This window comes from Psychrobacillus sp. FSL H8-0487, from assembly GCF_038008385.1.
GTDB classification, from domain to species: Bacteria; Bacillota; Bacilli; order Bacillales_A; family Planococcaceae; genus Psychrobacillus; species Psychrobacillus psychrotolerans.
The window spans coordinates 3,505,598-3,523,379 of the sequence record NZ_JBBOZA010000001.1 but is presented as its reverse complement, the minus strand read 5'-3'; the positions used below and the strand labels follow the sequence as shown (position 1 = coordinate 3,523,379).

16 protein-coding genes are annotated in these 17,782 nt (G+C 36.5%); 8 read left to right on the top strand and 8 right to left on the bottom strand.

Annotated features, from left to right (window positions below):
* Nucleotides 1-95: 95 nt before the first annotated feature.
* Both MHI47_RS17945 and MHI47_RS17940 read right to left on the bottom strand, forming a co-directional pair.
* Entirely contained in the window at nt 96-959 is an 864-nt protein-coding gene (locus MHI47_RS17945; protein WP_340831744.1) for an AraC family transcriptional regulator, read from the bottom strand.
* Between the two features lie 75 nt (nt 960-1,034).
* Nucleotides 1,035-1,424 carry an NUDIX hydrolase gene (locus MHI47_RS17940; RefSeq protein ID WP_340831743.1) on the bottom strand — a complete coding sequence of 130 codons (390 nt, stop codon included), beginning with the start codon at nt 1,422-1,424 and terminating at the stop codon, nt 1,035-1,037.
* Between the two features lie 155 nt (nt 1,425-1,579).
* Between MHI47_RS17940 and MHI47_RS17935 the strand changes: the two genes are divergently transcribed.
* From MHI47_RS17935 to MHI47_RS17915, 5 genes are all read left to right on the top strand, one after another.
* Entirely contained in the window at nt 1,580-3,166 is a 1,587-nt protein-coding gene (locus MHI47_RS17935; protein WP_340763866.1) for a DUF2339 domain-containing protein, read from the top strand.
* A 22-nt stretch (nt 3,167-3,188) separates the two neighbouring features.
* On the top strand, nt 3,189-3,617 hold the full coding sequence (locus tag MHI47_RS17930; protein ID WP_340763864.1) for a DUF1801 domain-containing protein: 429 nt from the start codon (nt 3,189-3,191) through the stop codon (nt 3,615-3,617).
* Between the two features lie 100 nt (nt 3,618-3,717).
* A complete protein-coding gene (locus MHI47_RS17925) occupies nt 3,718-4,437 on the top strand; it encodes a YebC/PmpR family DNA-binding transcriptional regulator (protein WP_093537437.1) in 720 nt (239 codons plus the stop codon).
* Nucleotides 4,438-4,547: 110 nt separating this feature from the next.
* On the top strand, nt 4,548-5,000 hold the full coding sequence (locus MHI47_RS17920) for a hypothetical protein (RefSeq protein ID WP_340763860.1): 453 nt from the start codon (nt 4,548-4,550) through the stop codon (nt 4,998-5,000).
* Nucleotides 4,997-5,371 carry a DUF5412 domain-containing protein gene (locus MHI47_RS17915; protein WP_340831742.1) on the top strand — a complete coding sequence of 125 codons (375 nt, stop codon included), beginning with the start codon at nt 4,997-4,999 and terminating at the stop codon, nt 5,369-5,371. Before MHI47_RS17920 ends, MHI47_RS17915 begins: the two co-directional genes overlap by 4 nt.
* Before the next feature lie 150 nt (nt 5,372-5,521).
* Here the strand turns inward: MHI47_RS17915 and MHI47_RS17910 are convergent, their stop codons facing one another.
* Nucleotides 5,522-5,944 carry a DUF4395 domain-containing protein gene (locus MHI47_RS17910; protein WP_340831741.1) on the bottom strand — a complete coding sequence of 141 codons (423 nt, stop codon included), beginning with the start codon at nt 5,942-5,944 and terminating at the stop codon, nt 5,522-5,524.
* A 165-nt stretch (nt 5,945-6,109) separates the two neighbouring features.
* Nucleotides 6,110-7,765, bottom strand: coding sequence for a ribosomal protection-like ABC-F family protein (abc-f, locus tag MHI47_RS17905; RefSeq protein ID WP_340831740.1), 1,656 nt, complete (start codon nt 7,763-7,765; stop codon nt 6,110-6,112).
* Between the two features lie 435 nt (nt 7,766-8,200).
* Here abc-f and dapD point away from each other — a divergent pair, with 435 nt between their 5' ends.
* Both dapD and MHI47_RS17895 read left to right on the top strand, forming a co-directional pair.
* A complete protein-coding gene (gene dapD, locus MHI47_RS17900) occupies nt 8,201-8,914 on the top strand; it encodes a 2,3,4,5-tetrahydropyridine-2,6-dicarboxylate N-acetyltransferase (protein WP_093537441.1) in 714 nt (237 codons plus the stop codon).
* An 11-nt stretch (nt 8,915-8,925) separates the two neighbouring features.
* Nucleotides 8,926-10,050, top strand: coding sequence for an N-acetyldiaminopimelate deacetylase (locus MHI47_RS17895; RefSeq protein ID WP_340770693.1), 1,125 nt, complete (start codon nt 8,926-8,928; stop codon nt 10,048-10,050).
* A gap of 112 nt (nt 10,051-10,162) precedes the next feature.
* On the opposite strand, the gene asnB is transcribed toward MHI47_RS17895, so the two are convergent.
* The 4 genes from asnB to MHI47_RS17875 form a co-directional block, all read right to left on the bottom strand.
* Entirely contained in the window at nt 10,163-12,007 is a 1,845-nt protein-coding gene (gene asnB, locus MHI47_RS17890) for an asparagine synthase (glutamine-hydrolyzing) (RefSeq protein WP_093537443.1), read from the bottom strand.
* Between the two features lie 109 nt (nt 12,008-12,116).
* A complete protein-coding gene (locus tag MHI47_RS17885) occupies nt 12,117-13,802 on the bottom strand; it encodes a methyl-accepting chemotaxis protein (protein WP_340831739.1) in 1,686 nt (561 codons plus the stop codon).
* A gap of 285 nt (nt 13,803-14,087) precedes the next feature.
* Nucleotides 14,088-15,326, bottom strand: coding sequence for an ABC transporter permease (locus MHI47_RS17880; protein WP_340763849.1), 1,239 nt, complete (start codon nt 15,324-15,326; stop codon nt 14,088-14,090).
* On the bottom strand, nt 15,319-16,218 hold the full coding sequence (locus MHI47_RS17875; RefSeq protein WP_093537446.1) for an ABC transporter ATP-binding protein: 900 nt from the start codon (nt 16,216-16,218) through the stop codon (nt 15,319-15,321). Before MHI47_RS17875 ends, MHI47_RS17880 begins: the two co-directional genes overlap by 8 nt.
* 129 nt (nt 16,219-16,347) lie before the next feature.
* On the opposite strand from MHI47_RS17875, the gene MHI47_RS17870 reads away from it, so the two are divergent.
* A complete protein-coding gene (locus MHI47_RS17870) occupies nt 16,348-17,769 on the top strand; it encodes a stalk domain-containing protein (RefSeq protein WP_340831738.1) in 1,422 nt (473 codons plus the stop codon).
* Nucleotides 17,770-17,782: the final 13 nt, after the last annotated feature.

Genomic DNA, 17,782 nt, shown 5'->3' with positions numbered 1-17,782 from the left:
CTAATTTAGGATGAGGCTTTTTGGGTTTTATATTGAAAAAAGTATACTGCTACATGACTCACTAAGTAGTACTTGTGCTCTGCAGATCGTTCCTATTATTTAATCGGTATCCAAATTTCTGAATAGCAGTTTTCGCTAGAAGGATCATCATCGGAATACACTTCTAGCTCCGGTGTCCCTGCGGGTTCATATGGATTAGAGGGGAACCACTCCGCATATATTTGTTTCCAGGTATTTTGCATAGCATCTGGCATCGGACCGTGCACCTCAAATACAACCCATTTAGAAGCAGGGATTGTAATAGCTGATAAGTTTTCCGGTACTTCACCTGCATAATCTGTTGCAATCCAATAATCAATTAAGCTATTCTCTCGATAAGCTGCGTCTGCAACACAAACACCGAGTACACCCTCAATGTCTCCGTTGTTTAATTGAAATAATAAATCATTTGTTCCATCTGCATGTACATCATTCCAAAACAAAGGAATACCCTGTGTATTTTCTCCATTCTTACAGTTATATTTTCTTTTCACTCCAACAGCTTGAAAGCTTTCTTTTTCGACAATTTTATACTTCATTGGTTCTGCCCCCTTTAAATTTACCTGAATGATCAAGCGGTTATAGGAATTTATTTTCCCTATATTTTTTCTTGCTTCACTAGGCGTAATTCCGTGTTGTTTACGGAACGCTTTTGTGAATGATTCAGGAGTGTCGTAGCCGTATTTGTAGGAGACGTCAATTATTTTATTGTCCGTATTAAGCAGTTCTTGTGCAGCTAAAGTTAGTCGTCTTCTTCGAATATAGTCTCCTAGGGACATATCCGTTAAGATGGAAAACGTCCGTTGAAAATGAAAAGCAGAAGAATTAGCTTCCTTAGCAATTTGTTCCATAGATAAATCCTCTAGTAAATGATCCTCTATATAGCTTATGGCCTGTTGAATCGACTCTACCCACCCCATTGACTTCACTCCTTATATGTATCTTAGTGGAATACATAGAGGCAATCCTGTCATTTTGTGCTTTTATGGGACTGCCTATTCTTCTGTAATTAGCTCGATAATTTCTTTAGGACGAACATCCAAAGAGGAAAGCTCTTTAACATCCAACCATATTGGTTCATAGCCACCCCTATGAGGAGAAGGATCCGTATACTCTTCTCCAATACCTGGTCCAAATTTCCCTCCAATTATATCTGCTAGGAAAAAATGTTGAGTGCCGCTTTGTTCAATAATTTTAAAGGGGCGCTGGATTCTTACATGTACCCCAATTTCTTCAAATGTTTCCCGGATCGCTGCTTGCTCTGGAGTTTCGCCTTTTTCTAATCCCCCACCAGGAAATACATAATAAGTCATATGAGGTTTCGTGCGCTTAATGAGTGCTACTCGTCCGTTTTCAATAATGATAGTTGCTCCACGATCTCTCATTTTTTCTCACCATCCTATAAAGATTAAGTTATTTTATATTATATATGAAAGAAGACAAAGAAGAGGTATGGAAGAGTGGGTTTTTGTTTAAAGGATATTTTGAATGTTTGTCTAATAGTATGAGTAGAACATATTATTCAAAAAGGAGGGATTGAATGGAGAAGAGCGAACTTCTTGAAAAGAGAATAGAGGAGTTAGAGAAACGGATTCTATTTTTAGAAGACCAAATACATATTAAACCATCTACCTCACCACCTCATCGACCTGTCATTCAACAACAAGAACAAGCGAAGGAACCTGTGGAATGGGATGTGTTAATCTTTCAGAAAATACTTCCCCCTTTATTTATTATCGTATTTATAATGGGAGTAATTTGGGGATTCAAAGCAGTGTCGGATTATGGCTTTTTACAACCAATCGTAAAAGTAATTATTGGGTACATTGTTGGTTTTGCATTAATCGTGTTAGGTATATGGCAAATTAATAAAGGTCGCAAGAATTTAGGGCATATGCTTCTTGGTGGGTCTATTCCGATCCTAATGTTGACCACTTTTGCAATGCATCAACTATATGATATATCTGGACCAACCATAGCTTTTATTCTCAATCTTATGTGGATAATATTAGGGGTATTTCTTACTTTTAAATACCGCTCGCAAGGGATCGGTATTGTTGCTATAGTAGGGGGCGTATTTGTTCCATTTTTGATAAAGAGTACTTCACCGAATATCCCTTTATTTTCTGTATATGAAACAGTTCTTTTTACGGTATTTTTATGGATTGCCTTAAAATATTCCTACAAGGTATTATATTTTATTTCGATCGTTTTCTTACAGGTAGCAATATTAATATTCTTTATTTTTACAAACGTACCTGATGGATATAAATGGATCGCAATGCTTCCTATATTCGTACAACATGGTGTATTATTGGCTATTCTTTTGAAAACAAATCAGATGCTAAAAGAACAAGCATACACTCTATTTTCCATTATGCTTATAACTGCTATATGGATTCGTATAATATTCACAGATAACGAAGCAACGGTTTTAATGACCATTATTACTCTCATCTATGGGGTTTGTTATTATGTATATCGTGAGGACTCTGTTCGAGCACCTATTTTTATCGCAAATGCATCTGTTACTTTGCTAAATATAATGCAACTTCAAATAGACAATTTATTATTTGAAGGAATTATTGGATTTATCTTCATCTACTTTTTCATCTATAAAAAGTTCAAACATATATTACACCTTATTCTTTTGAGTATTAGTTATATCGTGGCTTTCTACAAAGTTCTATCTTTTTCTATTACGGGCTGGGTATCCTGGGAAATGCTACACTGGACAGTGTTTTTAATAGGTACTGGGTATGGAATCTATTTGTTAACAAGGCTATTTAAAGATAAAACTATTTTAAATATCGGCGTATCTTTTGTTGCAATTATGCTTCTATATTACTTGCACATGATTGCTGTCTTAGTTTCTGGGGATAGTGGAAGCAATATGGAACGGGTCGTTACTAGTTCGTTGTGGATTATCACCGCTATTTTATTTATGGTCTTTAATCGTATTTCGTTGCCTCAAGGTAAATACGTCGGTGTCAGTATTTTATTTGTAACGTTAGCAAAAATTATATTATTCGATATTTCATTTGTCTCTGTAGCTATTAAGGCATTATTATTTTTAGTTCTAGGCGTGGTTGGACTCCTCGTATCACGGGCTTATTATAAAAAGTAGTTATAGATTGGGGATAGAAAAAATGGCTAAATACGAAGCTAAGATGAAAGAAACAGATGCTGATGTAATTGAATTTATAGAGGCTGTCGATCATCCGAAAAAACGAGAAGATGCTTACAAGCTTTTAAAAATTTTTGAACAGACTTCAGGCTATGAGGCTAAAATGTGGGGGCCGAGCATTATAGGTTTTGGAACTTATCATTATAAATACGCTTCAGGTCACGAAGGGGATGCTCCTTTAGTGGGCTTCTCGCCGAGAAAAGCAAAGCACAGTTTGTATATTGCATCGGGAGAGACGACGCGAGATGAAACACTTAAACGACTGGGAAAGTATACAGCGGGAAAATCATGCGTGTATATAAATAAAGTCGAAGATATAAATGAAGATGTTTTGAAGGAAATGATTAGAAATGCCATAGCATTTATACAAGAATTATATCCAAATCAATAGTATATTAATGGAAGTTAATGTATTTATTTTGCTAGTTTATAAGGGTTTCATGTATAATGTTACAGTATAAAACTTAGCTTAGCGAAAGAGAGTGGGACTTATGGGTCGTAAGTGGAATAATATTAAGGAAAAGAAAGCTTCCAAAGACGCTAATACTAGTCGTATTTATGCGAAATTTGGTCGTGAAATATATGTTGCTGCAAGACAAGGTGAGCCTGATCCTACATCTAACCAAGCGCTTAAAGTAGTATTGGAACGTGCAAAAACATACAGTGTGCCTAAGCATATTATTGATAAAGCGATTGAAAAAGCAAAAGGTGGATCCGAAGAAAGTTTCGATGAGCTTCGTTATGAAGGTTTTGGACCAAGTGGTTCAATGGTAATCGTTGATGCACTTACAAATAACGTAAACCGCACAGCATCCGATGTACGTGCTGCATTTGGTAAAAATGGTGGTAATATGGGTGTCAGTGGTTCAGTTGCTTATATGTTTGATGCAACAGCCGTTATTGGTTTAGAAGGAAAAACGGCTGATGACGTTCTGGAAATTTTGATGGAAGCGGACGTTGACGCACGCGATATTTTAGAAGAGGAAGATACAGTAATCGTTTATGCGGATCCTGATCAATTCCATGCTGTACAGGAAGCACTCAGAGCTTCAGGAGTTACAGACTTTACAGTTGCAGAACTAACGATGCTTGCTCAAAACGATATTGCATTAGATGCAGACGCTCAAGCGCAATTTGAAAAAATGATTGATGCTATTGAAGATTTAGAAGATGTTCAACAAGTCTACCATAATGTAGATTTAGGAGAATAAAAGTGAAAAAAGCTGATCCAACGTAGTTTTCTACTTTGGATCAGCTTTTTTATTTGAGTGATGGAACAGAAATTTAACAAATACGTCCAATGTGAAGAGGGGGTTATTACTTGAATAGTAAAATAATTCTTCGAATTGTTATTGTCTTTATTCTTTCTATATCAATTTTATTTCCAAATAAGTCTTCAGCAAGTTGGGCGTATGCATTTGTTGTGTGGGATGACTACGTATATGTTATCACCGATGTAAAAGTCGAAGAGGTAGATAGAGAAATTGGTCATGTAACGAAGTATTCAGATAGGGAAGGAACCTATTCTGGGAATTTCTCCAATGTCTATCCAAAAGGGACGAAGTATTATAGCATCCAAGGGATAAATACGGAGGAAGCCATTGCTATACAGGAGGACGATGGAACATATATTCAAGCTACAAGAGATGGAGAATACGCTAGAAACAAATATGGAATAGATAATGTTATTACTCTAGCTTTCATTGGAGCAATTTTACTAGTTATTATTTCAATTGTAAGAACTAATTATTATGGGAAAAGGAGAGAAGGATGAACAGAAAAGTAAAAGTAATTCTCCTCGTAACAAGTATACCTATTACGTTGATTCTAGTTCTATTAGGAATCTTCCTTTATACGTTTTTTGTTAGTATGGAAAGTCTACCGAAAGGAGAATTTTTAGTGGAGGAGTCATCACCAGATGGGAAATTCACGTTAAAAGCCTATGTTACAAACGGCGGAGCTACTACTTCCTATGCAGTTCGTGGAGAACTCGTTTTCAATGAAAAAAATGGGAAAACCAAAAATATATATTGGAATTATAGAGAAGAAGATGCAGAAATTTCTTGGGTGGATAATGATACAGTAATTATCAATAATCATACTTTAAATGTCCCAAAGGAAAAATATGATTTTAGATCTCATTAGTGTTAGTGGAGGTATTTAACATATTAAAAATGTTCGGATTGGAAGACAAATAAACAGCCTTTCCATTTTCGATGGAAAGGCTGTTTTTCTTAATAGCGAAGCCAGCGTCTGTTTAGCTCTGGTGCTACCTAGGCGTTTCTGTCCTTCTGGTTAAGCTACCGATTTCTTTCTACGATAGTTCCACTGTTGAAACTGGAATCGGATGAAACAACCAATACAAAATCCTGCTATTGCAATGGAAGCGGCAAGGCCAACCATAATAGTTGCGATATTAAATAATAACGACCAGTTTAGAAAGAAGCTAATTGTAGCTACTAACAAGAAACCAACTGCCAGCCACTGATTAAATCTTAGTTGTGCATAATCTTCTTGAATATATTGAGAGGCAGGTTTAGACAAGAACCACCTTTTGGCTACAACTAGAATTGGATGGAAACCTGTTAATAGACTGGATAAATTTGCAACTAACGGAATAAGTAATATCCATGCAGATTGAGTTAGAAGAGCAATGATTACAGATAAAACAATAGTCCATTGGTTGAGCATTACAAGTGGTTTAGGAATTGTTTTCATTTTAAAACCTACTTTTCTTATCGGATTTTATATTATTATATGTTGATAGTCCATGAAAGTAAATAGAGGGACATATATAATCATATTTCCTGGGAAATTGATAAGATGTGATTTGAAACGACAAATACAATAAAAGTAACTTAAAGATAGGAGCTGCCTTCTATATTATTTCTTTTTTAAGTCGTTTATTTTCTTAGTTAGTTCATTGAATTGTACATCGAGTTCACTATACTTAGGGTCATTATTTTTTAGGAAACTGAGTTTGCCGAGAACTGCCTGCCGTTCCGTTTCTAGTGTTAAGAGTTGTTTTTCAAGTGAAGACTCATTGTTTCTACGCATCCATTCGTTATAGTTCATTTCTACCTTTCGAATCGATTCATTTTCAAAAATCAGCAATTTATTTGTTAATTTTTCTAAGAAATATCGGTCATGTGTCACAAGTAAAATAGTGCCTGGAAAAGTAGACAGTGTTTTTTCTAACTGTTCACGAGAAGGGAGATCTAAATGGTTTGTTGGTTCGTCTAATAGTAAGACATCTTTTTGGTCGAGCATGAACTCCATTAGCTTCAGCTTCACCCGCTCTCCCATACTCATTGTTGATATAGGCCGTGTCCAGTGTTCTTTTGAAAAGCCTAAGTTAGTCATTAGTGTTTGGATAAGTCCTCTTATCTCAAAGTCAGTCGGTCCAAAAAATTCAAATGGTGTTAGGTTTTCAGGTAAGTCGAACACGGTTTGGCGTAAATAGCCAATATTCATAGATTCGGTTTTCCAAAGATCTCCTTGATAACTTTCTTCTCCTAATAGCATGCGAAAAAATGTTGATTTTCCACTACCGTTAGAACCTAATAACCCTACGCGTTCTTGAGCTTGTATGGTGAAAGAAGTAGGTTGGAAGAGGGTGCTATTTTTAAAGTCTTTTCTAAGACCTTTTACTTCGATGATGCGTTTACCTTTTTTCTTGTTCCCTTCAATGGAAAAAGACACATCTTTTTCTTTATCAGGTTTATCGACAGTGTTTTTAGTAAGTTCCAGTTCTAGCCTTTTCTTTTTGGAGCGTATTTGCACATCCATTTTTTTAGCTTTAACTCGATAATACTCCTTGTTGAATTCATGCTTGGTAGAATCCGCATGTGCTTTGGATGACCAGTTTTTCAGTTCGGTAATTTGCCTTTCCACTTGCTGTATTTTTGATTGTTGCGCATCATAAAGTCTTTGTTGTGTCAGGATTTTTTCTGCTTTTCTATCCCTATAAGTCGAATAGTTCCCAGCGTATGCCGTCAGTTTTTTATTTTCAACTTCCCAAATATAATCCGCTACCTCATCTAAGAAGTACCGATCGTGAGAAACTAGAATGATCGTGCCATTATAAGTGAGAATCTGTTTCCTTAAGTAGGATAAGCTCTCCTGATCCAAATGATTTGTTGGTTCATCTAAAAGTAAGACTTGAGAATTCTCTGCGAATGCACGAGATAATCTTCTTTTCATCTTTTCGCCGCCACTCAGTTGTGCATATTCTCTTCCTTCTGGAACAGTCCATTTACTTAAAGCGGCTAGCTTATCAATTTCATCTTCTTTTTCACTAAAGTGCTCATCTTCTTGCTGAAAGTAGCTTATAGAAGGGGGAGTTCCGATCCATTCCACCCTTCCGCTAGTAGGAAGGACTTCATTGGAAAGAATCGTGAGTAACGAAGACTTACCTTGTCCGTTTCCACCAACAATTCCAATAACTACATCTGCTTGTATATCTCCTTTTACATTCTTTAAGATTACATCGTCGCCAAAAATAATGCTTATATCATTTAGTTTTCCTAATAGTGTCATACAAACAACTCCTTTTGGAGGAATAAAAAAATCCCTCCGAATAATACGGAAGGATGTTGCTGACCATAAAGCATATACGAAAAACACTACATATTCAGTGCTATGTAGAGAATACCGTACGTATTGTAAGAATAATGGGCAGACTAATCCTATTTCCGTTTGCGTATAAAATATTTTTTCTGCATGAAGCAGCGAATATTATGCAAGAAATAAGATTATATAATCATAGTCCACCCATCGTCCCTTCAAATTTGTTAATTGAATTATAGCATATTTTTACCTGATTTGCCTAGAAAACGGGTAGAAACAAGTGACATATGGAAAGAGTTAATTGAAAATATTAATTTTACATTATATTTCGTGAAATGTATTTAAATTCGTGATTTTTAATAAAAAATCCTGTAGAATGAATACATATTTGAGGAGGTATGGAGAATGAAACAATTAGATGCACATGAAATTATTTCATATATTCAACACGCTAAAAAATCAACACAAGTGAAAGTATACATAAAAGGAAACGGCATAGATCAGATTTCTTTCGGGGAACATACAAAAGTTTTTGGGGAGGGAAATTCTCTAGTATTATTTGGAGAATGGTCTGAAATTGAATCCGTTTTAAATGAATATAAAAATCAAATTGATGATGTAGTCGTGGAGAATGAAAGTCGTAACTCCGCTATTCCACTTTTGGACCTGAAGGGGATAAACGCACGTATCGAGCCAGGTGCAATTATTCGAGATCAAGTTAGTATTGGAGATAATAGTGTTATTATGATGGGCGCACTTATTAATATTGGTGCAGTTATTGGTGAAGGTACGATGATTGATATGGGCGCAGTTCTAGGTGGACGCGCAACTGTAGGGAAAAACTGTCATATTGGTGCTGGCGCAGTGTTAGCGGGGGTAATTGAGCCACCTTCTGCAACTCCGGTAATTATAGAAGATGACGTAATGATTGGTGCGAACGTGGTAGTTCTTGAAGGATGTAGAGTTGGTAAAGGTGCAGTTGTAGCTGCGGGTGCCATCGTTACTAAGGATATCCCTCCATATACGGTAGCTGTAGGAGCACCTGCAAAAGTCATTAAAGAAATAGATGATCAAACAAGATCGAAAACGGAAATCATGCAAGAATTACGTCAGTTGTAAGTTGGTGGCTGATGAAAACCTTACAAGATATTCGGAGAGATTTACATCGCATACCTGAATTAGGTTTTGAAGAAGTAAAAACACAAAGTTATTTATTGGAACAAATTCGTGCGCTTCCACAAGATAGACTAACCATAATTACTTGGAAAACAGGGATTGTCGTAAAAGTAGAGGGAACAGAACCTACACAAACTATTGGTTGGAGGACGGATATAGATGGTCTACCGATTACGGAGGTGACTGGACTTCCATTTGAATCTAGCCATCCTGGTAAAATGCATGCTTGTGGTCATGACGTTCATATGACGGTGGCCCTTGGTTTACTTAGGAAACTAGTAGAAAACCCTATCAAGGATCATGTAGTTATTCTATTTCAACCAGCAGAGGAAAGTCCCGGAGGTGCACTTCCAATGCGAGAGTGGTTAAAAGAAGAACAAACGACTTTAATGCCCGATAAAATATTTGCCTTTCATGTAGCACCTGAATATCCTGTTGGAACAGTAGCCACTCGTCCAGGTTTACTTTTTGCTAATACATCTGAATTATTTATTGATGTAATTGGAAAGGAAGGGCATGCGGCATTTCCGCATCAGGCGAGAGATATGTCTGTTGCAGCAGCTACACTATTATTGCAATTACAAACGATTGTAAGTCGTTCTATCAATCCTATGGACCCAGCGGTTCTTACGATTGGGAAGTTCACTTCTGGAACAGTACAAAATATTATTTCTGGTCACGCTAGGCTAGAGGGAACTATTCGTACGATGGATGCAGATACGATGGCGATTATTAAAGAGAAGATCGAGTCGTTTTGTCGAGCGACAGAAATTGCTTTTGAATGCTCTGTTCAGATAGACTACGGTTCGTCCTACTATCAGGTGAAAAATGATGAGCTACTTGCGAACGAGTTTTTAGCCTATGCGGAAGTACATTCAGCAACGAATGCCATTTTATGTGATGCGGCTATGACTGGTGAAGACTTTGGTTATTTCCTTCAAGAAATACCAGGCCTGCTATTTTGGGCTGGAGTTAACTCATCATATGGACTGCATCATCCGAAGCTCAGTCCCGATGAAGCTGTGATAGACTATCTAGTTCCATTTATAGATGCCTATTTCCGTAAAATTTCAAACTAAAAAGGATTTACTCTGTTTAGTACAGAGTAAATCCTTTTTAATTTGCTTGCTTTCATTATGCACTTACTCAAGGAGCCGGTAAATACATTCCATTCTATTTGGTTAGTATCTTTTAATCCACTAGTTGAACATTACATTCTTTAAACCAAATATCCATCTGTACCAAGTATGCCAGAAGCTGCGGTCCAGACATTAACTGGCCAAACCATGGTACTTTAAATGCTTCTCCGTTGGATTCGACAAGATCAGCTAAGCGTTGCTTTTGGAACAGTTCGTGTAGAATAGAGTTTTTGTCTTGTAATTGCTCTTTCAACAAATTACTCACAATAGCTGTATAAACAGGATTATGTGTTTTTGGGTATGGACTCTTTTTACGATAAAGTACATCAAATGGCAGACTGCCTTCAAATGCCTTTCGTAATATGCCTTTTTCCTGATTGCCGACCATCTTGTATTCCCATGGAATATTCCATGCATACTCTACCAGACGATGGTCCGCAAAGGGTACACGCACCTCTAAGCTAGCCCCCATACTCATACGATCTTTCCTATCTAACAAGGTCGTCATAAACCACGTCATATTCATATAAAATAATGCGCGTCTTTTTGCGTCAATTTCTGATTCGCCTTCCAAAAGAGGAGTTTCAGCTAAAGTAGTGTCATATGCATTTTGTACATATTCTTCAATATTTAATTTACCTTGCCAACTATCATTCAATAACTGGAAGCGTTCACTAGTAGATCGTATCCAAGGAAACCCTTTTTCTGCGTTTCCTATTTGGTGAAACCATGGGTAGCCACCAAATATTTCATCCGCACATTCTCCAGATAAACCTACCGTAAAGTCCTGTTTTATTTCTCGGCAGAACCATAGTAAAGAAGAATCGATATCGGCCATGCCTGGAAGATCCCTTACGTGAACAGCCTCTCTTAAATACTCTGCTAGTTTTTGTTGGGTAATAATAGAAAAATGATGGTCCGTTTCTAAATGGTCCGTCACTTTTTGTATCCATGGAAGATCGCTTGAAGGTTGAAAAGTATTACCTTTAAAATGATGGTCATTATCTTGATAGTCGATGGAGTACGTATGCAGTGGGGATTTGGAATCCTGAGAATAGGATTTGGCTGCTATTGAAGTGATAATACTGGAGTCCAAACCTCCAGATAGGAATGTGCAAAGGGGAACGTCTGATACAAGTTGTCTTTCTACAGCATCGGTTACTAATGAATGAACCTTTTCCGTAGTTTCATCTAAAGAATCTGTATGTTCCTTGCTTTCTACATTCCAGTAACGCCAAGTCCGAATGCCGTTGCGAGTTAAACTGAGTGCATGGGCAGGGCGTAATTCATGTATATCCTGGTACACGCCAGAACCAGGGGTACGTGAGGGACCTAATCCAATGATTTCGGCTAGACCATTTCTATTAATGATAGGGGAAATAGCAGGATGGGCAAAGAGCGACTTTTGCTCAGAACCAAATAGGAAGCCCCCGTTTTTTTCTGTATAAAAAAGTGGTTTCACTCCAAGGCGATCGCGCGCTATAAACACTTTTTGCTCCGACTCATCCCATATAGCAAATGCGAATATTCCATTAAAATGGTCAACACAATTTTCCTTCCATTCTATATAGGAGGTCAATAATACCTCTGTATCTGAATGACCAGAGAAGCTATGCCCACGTTTCAATAATTCTCTTCGGAGATCCTCTGTATTATATAATTCTCCATTATACGTAAGTGTATATTCATTAGAATGATAGGTTTTAGTCATCGGTTGCTTTCCGCCGACTGGATCTACTACTGTTAAACGGCGATGTCCAAATATGGCGTGCGGAGAATTCCAAATATTATCGTCATCTGGGCCACGCTTCTTTAAGGTTTCCGTCATTTTAGCAACTGCTGATAATTCGTTTCTCAAATCCCTTTGAAAATGAATCCAACCAGTAATTCCACACATATATGCATCCCTTCTTTCATCCATTATTTTATGCAAGAGGTGGAAAATTGTATCAAAAAAGACAATCGCACAGGTTTTTCACACCTAACGATTGTCTTTAGTATATTAATTAAATTTTAAATTTATTAATTTCTTCCTGAACTACCATTGCACCTTCACTTAAAGACTTCGCAACGGAAGTGATCTCTTGGATAGTTGCAGTTTGCTCCTCTACAGCAGCAGCAATCATTTCAGATTGTTCAGCTGCATTAGTTGCCGCGGAAGACATTTCATTAACGGAAGCAGAAACTTCTTCTGTGCTTGCAGAGATTTCCTCAGTTGAAGCAGAGACCTCTTCAATTTGAGAAGACATTTCTTGTATCGAGCCCATAATATTATCAAATGCTCTTTGTGCATTTTGAATATAGTTAACTCCTTGATCTACATTCTGTACAGTAATGTTAACTGCATTTTCCACTAGTTTTGTATCCTGTTGGATCAAAGTAGTTAACTCTGTAATTTGACTAGCAGAGTTTTTCGATTCCTCCGCAAGTTTTCTTACTTCATCTGCGACTACTGCAAATCCTTTACCATGTTCACCTGCACGAGCCGCTTCAATAGCTGCATTTAATGCCAATAAATTTGTTTGTTCGGTTATATTTGTAATAACTTTTGTAATATTTTCAATTTCAGCTGATTGAATACTTAGCTGCTTAATACGTTCGCTTGTTTCGCGAGAAGATTTTTGGATAACTGCCATCTGCTCCTCGGCAGTTTTCAATGTTTTTTCGCCGTCAGTTGCAACAGTCTGCGTATCAATAGCTTTCGAGTGAAGACTTTGCGTCGCTTCAGCAATTCTTTGTACACCGTGTGCAGTTTCATCCATTGCTAGAGAGCTTTCTATACCCATTTCAGCGGAATGACTACTACCTTCAGCCATAGTTTCTATACGCGTAGCAACATCGTTAGAAGAAATAGAAACTTCATCTGTACTTGCTGCTAACTCTTCTGAAGCTGCAGTTGTCTGTTGTACATTGATTGATACGTTAGCAATAAGACCATGGAGATTCTTTTTCATTAAGTTAAATGAATCAGCTAACTTAGCGATTTCATCTTTTGTTTTAACAACAACGTCCTCTTGACTTAGATCGCCTCCTGCAATAATTGCTGCTGCAGAAGCTAAACGGTTAACTGGACGAGTGATTGAGGAAGTAATAAATATTCCGATTACGGTGGCAAAAATAGTAGCGATAATAGCGATAACTATGATAAGTAACTTACTGAACGCAGCTGTCTCTGTAGACTTTTGGTTGACCTTGTCAACTTCAGCTGTTTGAAAGTCTACGATTGCATTTACCGCACTTTCGATTGCTTCGTTAGCAGGACGCGCTTTATCAGCTAATAATTGAACGGCAGAATCTAAATCGTTCGTTGAGAAGGTAGTTAAGATTTCGTCTGAGGCTTCTTCGAATTTAAGTTGGTTTTCCTCTAACAGCTTAAGATGGTCTAGCATGGCTTGATCATAAAATAACTCTTCTAATTCCTTCGATTTCTCGTGAATAAGATTTTTTTGTTCTTCTAAGTTTTTTAACGTTTCATCCGAGGGGTCAAGGATATATGAACGTATGTATACACCTTGTAACGATGAAGCATTTAAAATTTGGTCTACCTGAAGTAGTTTATATACTCTATCTTCAATAAGATTAGAATATTGATTGTCAACCTTAGTTAACTGAGTAAATGCCAAAACTGAAGTTAGTATGAGGATAGCGACCAAAATACCAAAGCCAGAATAAAGTTTTGTCTTAATAGACATAGTAGTTTCCTCCAATATGATCTGCAAAATATTTCTTTGCTACTTATATACTATATATGTCTTAATTGGTAGGTCAATAAGATTATTTAAGAATAGTATTAATAATAAAAAAATAAGATTTATTTGTGAAATTTCAAAGGAATACTGTAAATTTCCATATGCGTGACGATAATTAGGTAATAGGTCTATATTATTAACTTTAAAAAATGCACTACTTTACCTATATCACTTCAACTGTATACACAAAAAAGCGTCGCAAAAGTTTTAACTTTTGCGACGCTTTTCTTATGTTGTTACTTTAAGCACGGTCTTAATTTTTTGGATTATTCCTCCACTACTATAAGTTAGTACACTTCGTTTATAGAAGGACAAGCTTAGTAGGAACATAAGAACTACAGTTACTATTAATATAGCCATGGACAAAATTGGTTCGAATGTAGATATGTCAGTGGCGCCAATTCGTAGTGGCATGACCATACCCGACGTAAACGGAATATAGGAGAATACTTTTATGAGCATCGTATCAGGACTAGCCATTCCAGAGATTAGCACGTAAAAACCAATAATTCCAACCATCATCGCTGGCATCATAGCTTGACTCGATTCCTCTACTTTGGATACTAACGACCCTAATAATGCACCCAATATCAAATATAAAATGATTGTGATCAATAAAAAGGCTACTGAATATCCGATAAATGCAAGAGATAGTTCATTGGCAATTTCCTGTACAACATCCCATTTTGAGCCTCCGTCAATAAATGCGAATAACAACCCTTGAACGATTAATAATCCTCCAATTTGTGTTAACGCTAAAAGAAACGTTCCAGTTAATTTCGCCATAAAATGTGTAGCTGGCTTCACGCTAGCAAGTAAAACTTCGAGAACACGCGAACCTTTTTCGGAAGCAACATCCGTTGTAATCATCGATAAGAAGGTCATAACAAATGAATAAATTAGAAAACCTACTAAAAAGGAAGCACCAATTCCAGCAGCTTTCTCATCCTCACTTTTACCTGAGACAGATTGTTCATTCAGATTTTTCATCGTAATGATAGTTTCAGATTGCAGAATTTTATCCGCTTCTTCTGCAGTTAAATTTAGCTGCTGCACTTCATATATTTTCCCAGCGTATTGAAGGGTAGAAGAAAGGCTTAGCTGATCATTAAATGTCAGCGGTTCGAAGGTGGCAATTTCTGCTGTGAGTGAATTATCTTGATCTTCCACGAAAATGACAGCCGCAAAGTCCCCGTCAACTACTTGTTTTTCTACCTTTTCAAGATCCTCGGTTGGAAAGCTAAATTCTAGATCGCTAGTCGACTCAAATAATGCCTCAATTTCCACATCTGTTTCGTTAATAAGAGCTATTTGTAGTGCGTCTTCTTGGAAAAATGCTTCCTTAATGTCTGACCAGAACATAACACCACTGATCACCGCCACATATAAAATGATAGAAAATATAAATGATTTTGCTTTGACTTTTTGAACGTAAAGTTGCTTAACTAACAACCAGAACTTAGACATGCTTAGCACCTACCTTATCTTTGAATATTTCATCTAATGATAAATAATCCAAACTAAATTTTTCTATGTATTTGCCATTAGATACATAGTCAAAAATAGGCTGTGCATACGATTCATCCTCAAGTGTTAGTGTGTATTGATCTCTGCCTGTTTGAACATCTCGTACACCATGTAGTCCTGCTAGTACTTCTTTAGGAATTTCTGTACGTATAGTTAACTTCGTTTTTCCGTATTGTTTCTTCAAATCTAGTAAACTTCCAGTAAACAAGGATACGCCACGTTTTAGTAGGCATAAATGGTCACAAAGCTCTTCGACATTATCCATTTGGTGACTAGAAAATAATATAGTTGTTCCTTTATGCTTTAGGTCTAGAATTGCAGACTTTAGCAAATCCATATTTACTGGATCCAAGCCACTAAAAGGCTCATCTAATATAAGGAACTCTGGTTGATGTATAAAGCTTGCGATTAATTGGACTTTTTGCTGGTTTCCTTTGGATAAGGTTTCTGCTTTTGCTTTTCGCTTATCGTCTAATTCAAAACGATCAATCCAGTAATCTACTTCTTTTTTTAGATCTTTTTTAAGCTTTCCTCTTAACTCGCCAAAAAAGTATAGTTGGTCTTCCACAGTCATGGCAGGAAAGATGCCTCGTTCTTCAGGTAAGTAGCCTAGAATATCTCTATTAATGGAATTTATATGTTGGCCATTCCACATAATGCTACCTTCAGTTGTTTCCTGTAAGTCTAAAATCATACGAAATGTTGTAGTTTTACCGGCACCATTCTGACCGATCAGTCCAAATATTTCTCCCTTTTCAATTGTAAAGGACAAACTGTTAACAGCTACGAAGTCTTGATATTTCTTAGTTACTTGGCTTATTGATAACGTCATATTCAAACTCCTATCTTTTTTCTCTTTAAACTTTATACGAAACAACTTAAAGAATGTTTCATTTAATTTGTAACGTTTTTGTAAATTACTCCGTCAAATGGAAAGAGAAGAAAAAAGAGGAGTGATTGGATGAAGAAAATATACGGAGCTTTCGTAATGATTTTAATGTTCGGGCTTGTATGGAGCCAAGGTTCTGCCTTTGCACAAAGTGATGAAGCAAAAGTAGAAACGACTAACTTTATAAAAGCAACCGGGGTTATAACAAAAGTGGAAGAAAAAAAGGGAACTGTTACTTTAACGGTAGAAACAAATGGTAAAGAGCCGCAGATTACTTTTTACAACGTAACGGATGAAACAATGGTATACAGTAGTGGATCCACGAAGGAAGTGGAAAAAGTGGCGTTTCAAAAAGGTCAACAAATAGACGCCTATTATGATAAAGATAAACCGATGATTATGATATATCCAGCACAAATTTCACCCGAATTAGTTATTGTGCATGATGCTAAAACATTCGGTTCTGTTAAAGTAGGGAAATTTGATGAAGAGCTTCGTAGTTTAGACAATGAATTGAATTTGAATGTAGATGACAAAACAATTCTAGAAAATACCGACGGAGAAAAAATAGCAAGAGCAGACTTAAGCGGAAAAGAGCTTATTGTATTCTATACGATGGCTACTAAAAGCATTCCTGCTCAAACATCTCCTATTAAAATAGTAGCTATGTCCTCACCTGGTGAAGTTAGTGATACGTCCGACTTCATAAAATTTTCAGGTGTTATAACAGAAATAACAAACGATAAAAATAAGTTAGCGCTTACGGTAGTGACAGAAGAGGATGAGCCAATTACGACTATCTTCACACTTGATAAAAATGTACGATTGTTTAAAGGAAAAAACGCAGAGACAGTTAAAAAAGAGTCTTTCCAAATAGGGCAGAAAATAGAGGCTGATTATGATAAAAACAAGCCAATGATTTTAATTTATCCAGCACAAATAACTCCGGAACTTCTCTTTGTTCCTGGCAAAGAAGAATTTAGTTTTGTGAAAGTGGCGAAGTTTGACCAAGATATGATTAGTTTAGATCGAGAACTTCAGTTAACTATTTCCGAAGAAACTGAATTGCGTAATGAGAAAAACGAAGTAATAACTCAGGAGGATTTAGTGGAAAAAGAGCTTATTGTCTTTTATGCTGTTACTAAAAGAGGGATGGAAGGCGTACCCGACCAAACAACTCCATTGAAGGTTGTTGCTCTAAATTATCTTTCTCCTGATTTAAAACATATTATTGAAAATGATCACTTTATACAAAATGGGACAAAAATGATTCCGCTTCGTAAAGTAGCAGAGCAACTTGGATATGAAGTAAAAAGCTATTCTACTTCTACGCAAAAGTTAGTGACACTTTTAAAAGGCAACAGTTCTTTCCAGATTTTTCGCGATACAAAAGCTTTTAGTTACAATAAGAGCCTACAATTATTTTTAGAAAAACCGGTGTTAAAAGATAAGAAAACATATGTATCAGAAGAAATCCTAGATATATTAAAATAAACAAAACCCCGTC

Excerpts from the sequence above, each read along its gene's own strand:
- MHI47_RS17945 (WP_340831744.1), bottom strand. The coding sequence starts at position 959 with ATGGGGTGGGTAGAGTCGATTCAACAGGCCATAAGCTATATAGAGGAT.
- MHI47_RS17940 (WP_340831743.1), bottom strand. The coding sequence starts at position 1,424 with ATGAGAGATCGTGGAGCAACTATCATTATTGAAAACGGACGAGTAGCA.
- MHI47_RS17935 (WP_340763866.1), top strand. The coding sequence starts at position 1,580 with ATGGAGAAGAGCGAACTTCTTGAAAAGAGAATAGAGGAGTTAGAGAAA.
- MHI47_RS17930 (WP_340763864.1), top strand. The coding sequence starts at position 3,189 with ATGGCTAAATACGAAGCTAAGATGAAAGAAACAGATGCTGATGTAATT.
- MHI47_RS17925 (WP_093537437.1), top strand. The coding sequence starts at position 3,718 with ATGGGTCGTAAGTGGAATAATATTAAGGAAAAGAAAGCTTCCAAAGAC.
- MHI47_RS17915 (WP_340831742.1), top strand. The coding sequence starts at position 4,997 with ATGAACAGAAAAGTAAAAGTAATTCTCCTCGTAACAAGTATACCTATT.
- MHI47_RS17910 (WP_340831741.1), bottom strand. The coding sequence starts at position 5,944 with ATGAAAACAATTCCTAAACCACTTGTAATGCTCAACCAATGGACTATT.
- abc-f (WP_340831740.1), bottom strand. The coding sequence starts at position 7,765 with ATGACACTATTAGGAAAACTAAATGATATAAGCATTATTTTTGGCGAC.
- dapD (WP_093537441.1), top strand. The coding sequence starts at position 8,201 with ATGAAACAATTAGATGCACATGAAATTATTTCATATATTCAACACGCT.
- MHI47_RS17895 (WP_340770693.1), top strand. The coding sequence starts at position 8,926 with ATGAAAACCTTACAAGATATTCGGAGAGATTTACATCGCATACCTGAA.
- asnB (WP_093537443.1), bottom strand. The coding sequence starts at position 12,007 with ATGTGTGGAATTACTGGTTGGATTCATTTTCAAAGGGATTTGAGAAAC.
- MHI47_RS17885 (WP_340831739.1), bottom strand. The coding sequence starts at position 13,802 with ATGTCTATTAAGACAAAACTTTATTCTGGCTTTGGTATTTTGGTCGCT.
- MHI47_RS17880 (WP_340763849.1), bottom strand. The coding sequence starts at position 15,326 with ATGTCTAAGTTCTGGTTGTTAGTTAAGCAACTTTACGTTCAAAAAGTC.
- MHI47_RS17875 (WP_093537446.1), bottom strand. The coding sequence starts at position 16,218 with ATGACGTTATCAATAAGCCAAGTAACTAAGAAATATCAAGACTTCGTA.
- MHI47_RS17870 (WP_340831738.1), top strand. The coding sequence starts at position 16,348 with ATGAAGAAAATATACGGAGCTTTCGTAATGATTTTAATGTTCGGGCTT.